The 11,373-nt window shown below is 55.8% G+C and carries 11 protein-coding genes; all 11 read left to right on the top strand.

Annotation, left to right across the window (positions count from 1 at the left end; genetic code table 11):
• Nucleotides 1–1,074 (top strand): DNA-directed RNA polymerase subunit beta (locus AAC083_RS05160; protein WP_445206871.1); only part of this gene is annotated, 1,074 nt, incomplete at its 5' end.
• Between the two features lie 90 nt (nucleotides 1,075–1,164).
• On the top strand, nucleotides 1,165–5,469 hold the full coding sequence (gene rpoC / locus AAC083_RS05155; protein ID WP_108536018.1) for a DNA-directed RNA polymerase subunit beta': 4,305 nt from the start codon (nucleotides 1,165–1,167) through the stop codon (nucleotides 5,467–5,469).
• Between the two features lie 197 nt (nucleotides 5,470–5,666).
• A complete protein-coding gene (locus AAC083_RS05150; protein WP_042036015.1) occupies nucleotides 5,667–6,383 on the top strand; it encodes a helix-turn-helix transcriptional regulator in 717 nt (238 codons plus the stop codon).
• A gap of 25 nt (nucleotides 6,384–6,408) precedes the next feature.
• Nucleotides 6,409–6,789 (top strand): RidA family protein, encoded by a 381-nt coding sequence (locus AAC083_RS05145; RefSeq protein ID WP_042036016.1) that lies wholly within the window; start codon nucleotides 6,409–6,411, stop codon nucleotides 6,787–6,789.
• An 86-nt stretch (nucleotides 6,790–6,875) separates the two neighbouring features.
• A complete protein-coding gene (gene tusD / locus AAC083_RS05140) occupies nucleotides 6,876–7,268 on the top strand; it encodes a sulfurtransferase complex subunit TusD (protein ID WP_108536017.1) in 393 nt (130 codons plus the stop codon).
• A gap of 8 nt (nucleotides 7,269–7,276) precedes the next feature.
• Complete coding sequence (tusC, locus tag AAC083_RS05135) at nucleotides 7,277–7,633, top strand: sulfurtransferase complex subunit TusC (RefSeq protein WP_108536016.1); 357 nt, start codon at nucleotides 7,277–7,279, stop codon at nucleotides 7,631–7,633.
• 7 nt (nucleotides 7,634–7,640) lie between these two features.
• Complete coding sequence (gene tusB, locus AAC083_RS05130) at nucleotides 7,641–7,919, top strand: sulfurtransferase complex subunit TusB (RefSeq protein WP_108536015.1); 279 nt, start codon at nucleotides 7,641–7,643, stop codon at nucleotides 7,917–7,919.
• Between the two features lie 183 nt (nucleotides 7,920–8,102).
• Nucleotides 8,103–8,477, top strand: a complete 375-nt coding sequence (gene rpsL / locus AAC083_RS05125; protein ID WP_005306278.1) for a 30S ribosomal protein S12 — start codon at nucleotides 8,103–8,105, stop codon at nucleotides 8,475–8,477.
• Between the two features lie 93 nt (nucleotides 8,478–8,570).
• The gene (gene rpsG, locus AAC083_RS05120) at nucleotides 8,571–9,041 is read left to right on the top strand and encodes a 30S ribosomal protein S7 (RefSeq protein WP_005318583.1); all 471 of its coding nucleotides are present in this window, start codon (nucleotides 8,571–8,573) and stop codon (nucleotides 9,039–9,041) included.
• A gap of 74 nt (nucleotides 9,042–9,115) precedes the next feature.
• Nucleotides 9,116–11,221, top strand: coding sequence for an elongation factor G (fusA, locus tag AAC083_RS05115; protein ID WP_108536014.1), 2,106 nt, complete (start codon nucleotides 9,116–9,118; stop codon nucleotides 11,219–11,221).
• Between the two features lie 54 nt (nucleotides 11,222–11,275).
• A partial coding sequence (locus AAC083_RS05110) for a GTP-binding protein (RefSeq protein WP_201796754.1) occupies nucleotides 11,276–11,373 on the top strand: 98 nt, incomplete at its 3' end.

Here is an 11,373-nt window from a genome sequence, read left to right as displayed (position 1 = left end):
GAAGATCGTCTGAACAAGCTGGATCGTACCAAATGGTTTGAATTGGCCATCGAAGATGAAGCCAAGCAGATCGAGCTGGAACAGATCGCCGAACAGCACATCGAGCTGAAAGCCGACTTCGACAAGAAGTTCGAGAACAAGCGTCGCAAGATTATCCAGGGTGATGATCTGGCGCCGGGCGTACTGAAAATCGTCAAGGTTTACCTGGCAGTCAAGCGTCGCATCCAACCGGGTGACAAGATGGCGGGCCGTCACGGTAACAAGGGTGTTATCTCCAAGATCTGCCCGGTCGAGGATATGCCTCATGACGAGTACGGCCGTCCGGTCGATATCGTACTGAACCCCTTGGGCGTACCGTCCCGTATGAACATCGGTCAGATCCTCGAAGTACACCTGGGCCTTGCGGCCAAGGGTATCGGCGAGAAGATCGACCGCATGATCAAAGAACAGCGTGCGCTGCACGAGATGCGTGACTTCCTGCAACAGGTCTATGACCTGGGCGAGAAAGACACCAAGCAAGTGGACATCGCCGAGCTGTCTGACGACGACGTACGTACCCTGGTGGGTAACCTGCGCAAGGGTCTGCCGGTCGCTACACCTGTCTTTGATGGTGCTAAAGAGCACGAAATCAAGGCCTTGCTGAAGCTGGCCGATCTGCCGGAATCCGGCCAGATCTCCCTGTTCGACGGTCGTACCGGTAACGCCTTCGAGCGTAAGGTCACCGTGGGTTACATGTACATGCTGAAGCTGAACCACTTGGTAGACGACAAGATGCATGCGCGTTCTACCGGCTCTTACAGCCTGGTTACCCAGCAGCCGCTGGGTGGTAAGGCGCAGTTCGGTGGTCAGCGTTTCGGTGAGATGGAAGTGTGGGCCCTGGAGGCTTACGGTGCGGCATATACCCTGCAGGAAATGCTGACCGTCAAGTCTGACGATGTGAATGGCCGTACCAAGATGTACAAAAACATCGTGGATGGCGACCACCGTATGGAGCCGGGCATGCCCGAATCCTTCAACGTACTGTTGAAGGAAATCCGCTCTCTGGGTATCAACATCGAGCTGGACGAAGAGTAAGAGCTCGCTCTTATTGTTCGAGAATTGACGTGGGCGCCCCGCTGCTTTGGCAGCAGGGCGCCGAGGTTAGACTCCTGACAGGGGAAACACGTGAAAGACTTACTCAAGTTTTTGAAGGCTCAGACCAAGACCGAAGAGTTTGACAGTATCAAGATCGGTCTGGCCTCTCCTGACATGATCCGCTCCTGGTCATTCGGTGAGGTCAAAAAGCCTGAGACCATCAACTACCGGACTTTCAAGCCGGAACGTGATGGTCTGTTCTGCGCCCGTATCTTCGGACCGGTGAAGGACTACGAGTGTCTGTGCGGCAAGTACAAGCGCCTGAAACACCGTGGTGTGATCTGTGAGAAGTGTGGCGTAGAAGTGACCCAGACCAAGGTCCGTCGCGAGCGTATGGGCCACATTGAGCTGGCCAGCCCGACTGCCCACATCTGGTTCCTGAAGTCCCTGCCGTCCCGTATCGGTCTGCTGCTGGACATGACCCTGCGTGATATCGAGCGCGTGCTGTATTTCGAATCCTATGTAGTGATCGAACCCGGCATGACCAACCTCGAGCGCAGCCAGATGCTCTCCGAAGAGAACTATCTGGACGCACTGGAAGAGTGGGGCGACGAATTTGACGCCAAGATGGGTGCCGAAGCAATCCTTGCATTGCTGCGTGCCATCGATCTGGAAGGCGAAGTCAAGACCATGCGTGAGGAGCTGGATCAGACCAACTCCGAAACCAAGCGCAAGAAGACCACCAAGCGCCTGAAGCTGATGGAAGCCTTCCTGCAGTCCGGCAACAAGCCGGAGTGGATGATCATGACAGTGCTGCCTGTGCTGCCGCCGGACCTGCGTCCGCTGGTACCGCTGGACGGCGGCCGTTTCGCGACTTCCGATCTGAACGATCTGTACCGTCGCGTGATCAACCGTAACAACCGTTTGAAGCGCCTGCTGGACCTGGCTGCCCCGGACATCATAGTGCGCAACGAAAAGCGCATGCTGCAAGAGTCCGTGGATGCCCTGCTGGATAACGGCCGTCGTGGCCGTGCCATCACGGGTTCCAACAAGCGTCCGCTGAAATCCTTGGCCGATATGATCAAGGGTAAGCAAGGCCGTTTCCGTCAAAACCTGCTGGGTAAGCGCGTCGACTACTCTGGTCGTTCCGTTATCACTGTAGGCCCGACGCTGCGTCTGCATCAGTGCGGTCTGCCGAAGAAGATGGCGCTGGAACTGTTCAAGCCGTTCATCTATGGCAAGCTGGAATCCCGCGGTCTGGCGACCACGATCAAGGCCGCCAAGAAGATGGTGGAGCGTGAAGAAGCTGTCGTTTGGGACATCCTGGACGAAGTGATCCGCGAACACCCGGTCCTGCTGAACCGTGCACCGACCCTGCACCGTCTGGGTATCCAGGCGTTTGAACCGACCCTGATCGAAGGCAAGGCCATCCAGCTGCACCCGCTCGTCTGTGCCGCCTATAACGCGGACTTCGATGGTGACCAGATGGCGGTCCACGTACCGCTGACCCTGGAAGCCCAGCTGGAAGCGCGCGCCCTGATGATGTCTACCAACAACATCCTGTCGCCTGCCTCCGGTGAGCCGATCATCGTTCCTTCCCAGGACGTGGTCTTGGGTCTGTACTACATGACCCGTGCCCGTATCAACGCCAAGGGCGAAGGTATGGTGCTGGCCGGCCCGAAAGAAGCCGAGAAGGTATATCGCGCCGGTCTGGCCGATCTGCACGCTCGCGTCAAAGTGCGCATCACCGAATATCTCCGTCAGGAAGATGATTCGCTGGTAGAGCGTACCGAGATGAAAAACACCACGGTTGGTCGTGCGATCCTGAGCCTGATCCTGCCGAAAGGCATGGAATACGCCCTGATCGATGAGCCCAAGGTGCTGACTGCTGCAGAGCAGGCTGATCTGGATGCCAATCCGCAGAACTGGATCAAGTCCGTATCCAACAAGGCGTTGGGCAAAAAGCTCATCTCCCGACTGCTGAACACCTGCTATCGCAAGCAGGGCCTGAAGGACACCGTTATCTTCGCTGACCAGCTGATGTATACCGGTTTCCATTATGCGGCCCTGTCTGGTGCTTCCGTTGGTATCGATGACATGGTCATCCCGGATGCCAAGAAAGACATCATTGCCGCAGCAGAAGCCGAAGTTGCCGAGATCCAGGACCAGTTCCTGTCCGGTTTGGTGACCGCTGGCGAACGCTATAACAAGGTTATCGATATCTGGGCCAGCGCCAACGAGCGCGTCTCCAAGGCCATGATGGAGAACTTGTCCAAAGAGCGTGATATCAACTCGCTGGGTGAAGAAGAAGAGCAGGCGTCGTTCAACAGCATCTTCATGATGGCCGACTCTGGTGCGCGGGGTTCCGCCGCCCAGATCCGTCAGCTGGCCGGTATGCGTGGCCTGATGGCGAAGCCGGATGGCTCCATCATCGAGACCCCTATCGTGGCTAACTTCCGCGAAGGTCTGAACGTACTGCAGTACTTTATCTCCACTCACGGTGCCCGTAAGGGTCTGGCGGATACTGCACTGAAGACGGCTAACTCCGGTTACCTGACTCGTCGTCTGGTTGACGTGGCGCAGGACATGGTGATCACCGAGGACGATTGCGGCACTATCGAAGGTCTGTGGATGACTCCGCTGATCGAAGGTGGTGACGTGGTCGAGCCGCTGCGTGAGCGCGTGCTGGGCCGTGTGGTCGCTGATGACGTGATCAAGCCGGGTACCGAGGACGAGATCCTGGTAGCGCGCAACACCCTGCTCGACGAGCAGCTGTGTGACCTGCTGGAGCAAAACTCTGTTGACCGCGTGAAGGTGCGTTCTGCCATCACCTGTGAAACTGACTTTGGTAACTGTGCTCACTGCTACGGCCGTGATCTGGCCCGTGGTCACCTGGTGAACAAGGGTGAGGCTGTCGGTGTTATTGCCGCCCAGTCCATCGGTGAACCGGGTACCCAGCTGACGATGCGTACTTTCCACATCGGTGGTGCCGCATCCCGAGCCGCTGCCGAGAACAGCATCCAGGTGAAGAATACCGGTACCATCAAGCTGCAGAACGCCAAGTTCGTTCACAACAGTGATGACAAACTGGTTATCACCTCCCGTTCTACCGAACTGACCATCATGGATGACATGGGCCGTACCAAGGAAAGCCACAAGCTGCCTTACGGTGCCGTGTTGGAAGTGAAGGACGGCCAGGCCGTGAGCGCCGGTGACACTGTCGCTAACTGGGATCCGCACACCCACCCGATCATCACCGAAGTGGCGGGTCGCCTCCAGTTCGAACACATGATCGATGGCGTGACCATCACTCGTCAGACCGACGAGCTGACCGGTCTCTCTTCTATCGTCGTACTGGATGTCAACGAGCGTCCGAGTGCCGGTAAAGAGATGCGTCCGACCGTTAAACTGGTCGACCTGAACGGCAAAGATGTCATGATCCCGGGTACCGATGTCGCCGCCCAGTACTTCCTGCCGGGCAAGGCAATCGTGAACCTGGAAGATGGTGCCAACGTGGGTGTGGGTGACGCGGTGGCGCGTATCCCGCAAGAGTCCAGCGGTACCAAGGACATCACCGGTGGTCTGCCGCGCGTTGCGGATCTGTTCGAAGCACGTCAACCGAAGGAGCCTGCCATCCTGGCGGAAATCTCCGGTACCATCTCCTTCGGGAAAGAGACCAAGGGCAAACGCCGTCTGGTCATCACCCCGACCGATGGTGGCGACGTCTACGAGGAGATGATTCCGAAGTGGCGTAACCTGAACGTGTTCGAAGGTGAAAAAGTTGAGAAGGGTGAAGTGCTGGCGGACGGTCCTGAGTCTGCTCATGATATCCTGCGTCTGCGCGGTATCAGCCCGGTCGCCAACTACATCGCCAACGAAGTGCAGGACGTTTACCGTCTGCAAGGCGTTAAGATCAACGACAAGCACATCGAAGTCATCGTTCGTCAGATGCTGCGCAAGTGCGAGATCCTGAGCGCTGGCGACACCGATCTGATCGAAGGCGAGCAGGTTGAAGTGGCGCGTGTGAAGATTGCCAACCGTAAGCTGGTTGCAGAGGGCAAGGCCCCGGCTACCTTCCGTCATATTCTGATGGGTATTACCAAGGCATCTCTGAGCACAGAGTCCTTCATCTCCGCGGCTTCCTTCCAGGAAACCACCCGTGTTCTGACCGAAGCGGCCGTTGGCGGCAAGCGTGATGAACTGCGTGGCCTGAAAGAGAACGTGATCGTGGGTCGTCTGATCCCGGCTGGTACCGGCTTTGCCTACCACCATAGCCGGATCAACCAGCGTGCCGCCGCAGCTCGTGCTGTCGGCGTACCGCAGGTGACTGCCGATGAAGCTCAGCAAAACCTGGCGGATCTGCTCAACGCATCCGGCAGTTTTGACGAAGAGTAATCTTCCGCTGCAGTGATTGAAAAAGGGCTCCTTCAAGGAGCCCTTTTTGTTGGTCGCTTTCTCGCCAACCTCAGTCACCACGTGGATATTCGGATGATCCAGAGCAAGGTTGGGGAGTAAAAAATCAAAAAAAGTTGACATTGCCCCCTCGCAATTGAAAACTCGTGAAAGTTGAATGGTTATTACAGGGGTAGAACATGACTGTCGGTATCGAGGAAGTACTGCTTCCCGAAGAGCAGCTGAGCGGTCGCACTTTTACAGATGAAGACAGGGAATTGTTGCACTCCTATGGAGGGCTTATCGAAGGCTTGGCCGAACTGTTCGGCAAGCACTGTGAAGTGGTTCTTCACTCCCTGGAAAATCTGCATGAGTCCGTGATCAAGATTGCCAACGGGTTCAATACGGGACGGAATGAGGGGGCACCCATTACCGATCTCGCGCTGCGTATGCTCAAGGACATAGAGAATACCGGCCAGGATTACACCCAGAGTTATTTTGCCCGCAGCCGTACCGGCGCCCTGATGAAGTCGAGTACCATCGCCATCAGGAACAGTGACAAGCAGGTGATCGGTCTTATCTGTATCAACCTGCACATCAATGCGCCTTTTCACGAGTTTGTCGCCGAATTCTTCCCGACGCCCCAGCAAGTGGAGCGCCAGTCGCCGGAGACCTTTGCCAATAGTGTCGAAGAGCTGGTCGCTCAGACGGTGGACAACACCATCGACGAGATCAACCGCGATCCGACGGTTGCCAACAATGCGAAAAACAGGTTTATCGTGACCCAGCTGTTCGAGAAGGGCATATTTGATATCAAGGATTCGATCAACCTAGTCGCCGACAAATTGAATATTTCCAAACATACCGTTTATCTGTACATCCGACAGCGCAAGCAGGGTGAAGACGAGAACGAGTAAGCGCCATAGAAGGGGATAGATAAGAATGGCTAAAGAAGTGATTGCAACCGACAAGGCGCCTGCCGCAATTGGTCCGTATGTTCAGGCTACCAAGCTGGGCGAATTGGTCTTCACCTCCGGGCAGATCCCGCTCGATCCGGCCACCATGGAGATAGTGGCTGGCGGCATCGAAGCTCAGGCCGAGCAGGTAATGAAGAACCTGGTTGCAGTATTGAAGGAAGCGGGTGCCGATACCGGCAAGGTGCTGAAGACTACCTGTTTCCTCAGCGACATGAACAACTTCGTTGCCTTTAACCAGGTATATGCCCGTTACTTTGGCGACTCGGCCCCGGCCCGCTCCTGCGTGGAGGTGGCGCGTCTGCCCAAGGATGTGCTGGTTGAAGTCGAAGCCATTGCTTACGTCTGATCCACGGCTGAATGAAGAGCCCCTCCCAGGAGGGGCTTTTTTGTCTTTGGCGTAGAATGGACATACACCTGTACAGGAGTCCGGATATGAGTCTGAGTTTTGCCTTGCTGGTAACGGGGCCCGCTTATGGCACCCAGTCGGCCAGCACAGCTTACCGCTTCGCCTTGAGCCTCCTCGAGCAAGGCCACCGGCTGTCACATCTGTTTTTCTATCAGGACGGGGTCTGTAATGGTAACGGGTTGCATACCCCGGCATCTGATGAGGCCGATCTGGTGGCCCTGTGGCGCGAGCTGGCCATAGGGCAGGGGATCCGTATCGATGTGTGCGTTGCCGCCGCCATGCGGCGCGGTGTGCTCGATGAGACAGAGGCGAAGGGAGCAGGCAAGGATCAATTCAACCTGCAGGCCCCCTTCTGCCTGAGCGGGCTGGGCCAGCTGGCCGAAGCCAGCCTGACCGCCGATCGCTTTGTCCAGTTTTAGGGGGAGAGATGAACAAGATAGCCTTTATGTGTCGTCGCGGCCCTCATGGCACGTCCGCCGGACGGGAAGGACTGGATGCCTTGCTGGCGACCTCGGCACTGACCGAGTCGTTGGCTCTGTTCCTCGTCGGTGACGGTGTCTTGCAACTGGTCAGGGAGCAACAGCCTCAAACCATCTTGCAGCGCCACTATGCACCGACTTTCAAGCTACTGGAGCTGTACGACATCGAGGAGGTCTATGTGTGTGCCGACTCACTGACCGAACGCGGTCTGACGGTGGATGACCTGCTGATCCCCGTCGAGTGCCTCTCTCGTGCCGACATCCGCCACCAGTGGGACCACTGCACGACTCACATCTGTTTCTGAGGTGATCATGATACAGCTGATATTGACCTCTCCCTTCCTGAGCCGGGATCTGGAACAGGCGCTCTGCTATCGCCAGCCGGATGATCTGCTGGTACTAATGCAGGATGCTGTTATCGCTGCCACGGTTCTGCAATGGGGTGAGCGACTGGCGGGTATTCCGCTCTATGTGATGCGAGAAGACTTGCAGGCAAGGGGATTGCAGCACAGGATCGGGATGGATCTGGATATGGCCGGCCTGGTCGCATTGATCGCGGAGAACGGGTCACCGCAGACCTGGGGTGGCTAGCATCCATTTTTATCGATGAAGTTCAGTTAGTTATGACTATTGACAGGGGAACCATTGTGCCCTTTTGCGGCACAGATTGTATAAATCTTGACTCCCTTGACAACAGGGCATAAAATTTCGCGTCCCCGTATCTGCGGGGAGGATTTTTCACATGTTTATGAAGTCATTATCAGGAGCCTTTTGATGGCAACTATTAACCAGTTGGTTCGCAAGCCACGCATCAAGCTCGTTGTGAAAAGCAACGTGCCTGCGCTGGAAGCGTGCCCTCAGAAGCGTGGCGTGTGCACCCGTGTATACACCACCACCCCGAAGAAGCCTAACTCTGCACTGCGTAAAGTATGCCGTGTACGTCTGACCAACGGCTTCGAAGTCACCTCCTATATCGGTGGTGAAGGTCACAACCTGCAAGAGCACTCCGTGGTGCTGATCCGTGGCGGTCGTGTCAAGGATTTGCCAGGTGTTCGTTACCACACCGTTCGTGGTGCGTTGGACTGTGCCGGTGTTAAAGACCGTAAGCAGGCTCGCTCCAAGTATGGCGTGAAGCGTCCGAAAGCTTAATGGTTCTCCGTTAAGTAAGGCCAAACGTTAATTCGTTTCTAGTTAGATAACTTTCTAGTTTTGGGTAACCCCTGAAGTTACGGAGAATTTGAAATGCCAAGACGTCGTGTTGTTGGTCAGCGTAAAATCCTGCCGGATCCCAAGTTCGGATCAGAGCTGCTGGCTAAATTTGTCAACGTAGTAATGGTTGACGGTAAGAAATCTGTTTCCGAAGCCATCGTATATGGCGCGCTGGACATCATTGCCACCAAATCTGGCAAAGATCACCTGGCCGTATTCGAAGAAGCCCTGGACAACATTCGTCCGGCCGTCGAGGTTAAATCTCGTCGTGTCGGTGGTGCAACCTATCAGGTGCCGGTAGAAGTTCGTCCGGTCCGTCGCAATGCCCTGGCAATGCGCTGGTTGGTTGACGCCGCTCGTAAACGTGGTGAAAAATCAATGGCTCAGCGTTTGGCTGGCGAGCTGCTGGATGCCGCTGACAATAAGGGTTCGTCTGTCAAGAAACGTGAAGACGTTCACCGTATGGCTGAAGCGAACAAAGCCTTCGCTCACTTCCGCTGGTAATCCGCTTGCGCAGGGTCTCTTGGCTCTGCGCACCTTCAGTTATCTAGGGGTCCGCTCCTAGTAAGAGGATGACAATGGCTCGTACAACCCCCATTGAGCGTTATCGTAATATCGGTATCTCCGCTCACATTGACGCCGGTAAGACTACTACTACCGAGCGCGTTCTGTTTTACACCGGTGTCAGTCACAAGATCGGTGAAGTTCACGATGGCGCCGCCACCATGGACTGGATGGAACAGGAACAAGAGCGTGGTATCACCATCACCTCCGCCGCGACCACCGCTTTCTGGTCTGGCATGGGTAAACAGTTCCAACCGCACCGTATCAACATCATCGATACCCCCGGCCACGTTGACTTTACTATCGAAGTAGAGCGTTCAATGCGTGTTCTGGATGGCGCCGTGATGGTGTACTGTGCCGTAGGTGGCGTACAGCCACAGTCTGAGACCGTATGGCGCCAGGCTAACAAGTACAAGGTTCCCCGTATCGCGTTCGTCAACAAGATGGACCGTACCGGTGCCAACTATCTGCGCTGCGTTGAGCACATCAAGACCCGTCTGAAAGGTACCCCGGTTCCGCTGCAACTGAACATCGGTGCAGAAGAGAACTTCAAGGGCGTTATCGACCTGGTCAAGATGAAAGCCATCAACTGGAGCGAAGCTGACCAGGGCGTATCCTTCGATTACGAAGAGATCCCGGCCGAGCTGCTGGAACAGGCGCAAGAAATGCGCATGTCCCTGGTTGAAGCTGCTGCTGAAGCGTCTGAAGACCTGATGGAAAAATACCTGGGTGGTGAAGAGCTGACTGAAGAAGAGATCAAGAAAGCTCTTCGTCTGCGTGTTCTGAACAACGAAATCATCCTGGTTACCTGTGGCTCCGCGTTCAAGAACAAGGGCGTACAGGCCATGCTGGATGCCGTGGTTGACTATCTGCCGGCTCCGACCGACGTAGCTGCCATCGACGGCCTGAAGCTGGACGGCGTCACCAAAGACGAGCGTCATGCTTCTGATGACGAGCCGTTCTCTGCTCTGGCGTTCAAGATTGCCACTGACCCGTTCGTGGGCAACCTGACCTTCTTCCGCGTTTACTCCGGTGTGGTTAACTCCGGTGACTCAGTGCTGAACTCTGTCAAAGAGAAGCGCGAGCGTTTTGGCCGTATCGTTCAGATGCATGCCAACAAGCGTGAAGAGATCAAAGAAGTTCGCGCAGGCGATATCGCTGCCGCCATCGGTCTGAAAGACGTGACCACTGGTGACACCCTGTGTGACGAAAAATCACCGATCATCCTCGAGCGTATGGAATTCCCGGAGCCGGTAATCTCCATCGCGGTTGAGCCGAAAACCAAGGCTGACCAAGAGAAGATGGGTCTGGCACTCGGCCGTCTGGCGCAGGAAGATCCGTCTTTCCGCGTATGGACTGACGAAGAATCTGGCCAAACCATCATCGCCGGTATGGGTGAGCTGCACCTGGACATCATCGTTGACCGTATGCGTCGCGAGTTCAAGGTTGAAGCGAACGTAGGTAAGCCGCAGGTTGCCTACCGTGAAACCATCCGTGAAACCGTCAAGGATGTCGAAGGTAAGCACGCCAAGCAGTCTGGTGGTCGTGGTCAGTACGGTCACGTCGTTATCGACATGTACCCGCTGGAAGCTGGTAAAGCCTACGAATTCGTCAACGACATCAAAGGCGGCGTGATTCCTGGTGAATACATCCCGGGTGTTGACAAGGGTATCCGTGAGCAGCTGAAATCCGGCCCGCTGGCAGGCTATCCGGTAATGGATCTGGGCGTGCGTCTGCACTTCGGTTCTTACCACGATGTCGACTCCTCCGAACTGGCGTTCAAAATCGCTGCTTCCATGGCCTTCAAGTCTGGTTACATGAAAGCTAATCCGGTACTGCTCGAGCCGATCATGAAGGTCGAAGTCGAGACTCCGGAAGATTACATGGGCGACGTTATCGGTGACCTGAACCGTCGTCGTGGTCTGATCGAAGGTATGGAAGACGGCCCGTCCGGCAAGATCGTTCGTGCTCTGGTGCCGCTGGCCGAGATGTTCGGTTATGCGACCGCACTGCGTTCCGCTACCCAAGGTCGTGCTTCCTACGCAATGGAATTCGCTAAGTACTCCGACGCCCCGAACAACGTGGCTCAGGCAGTCATCGAAGAGCGCAAATCCAAGTAATTTATGATTCCCCGCCTACGACGGTAGGCGGGTTTAACCTAGAAGGACTACGTCGTGTCTAAAGAAAAATTTGAGCGTAATAAACCGCACGTAAACGTCGGCACCATCGGCCACGTTGACCACGGTAAAACCACCCTGACCGCCGCCATCAC

The organism is Aeromonas sp. HMWF014, from assembly GCF_963878295.1.
Lineage (GTDB): Bacteria > Pseudomonadota > Gammaproteobacteria > Enterobacterales > Aeromonadaceae > Aeromonas > Aeromonas popoffii.
This window is presented reverse-complemented; position numbering and strand designations above follow the sequence as displayed.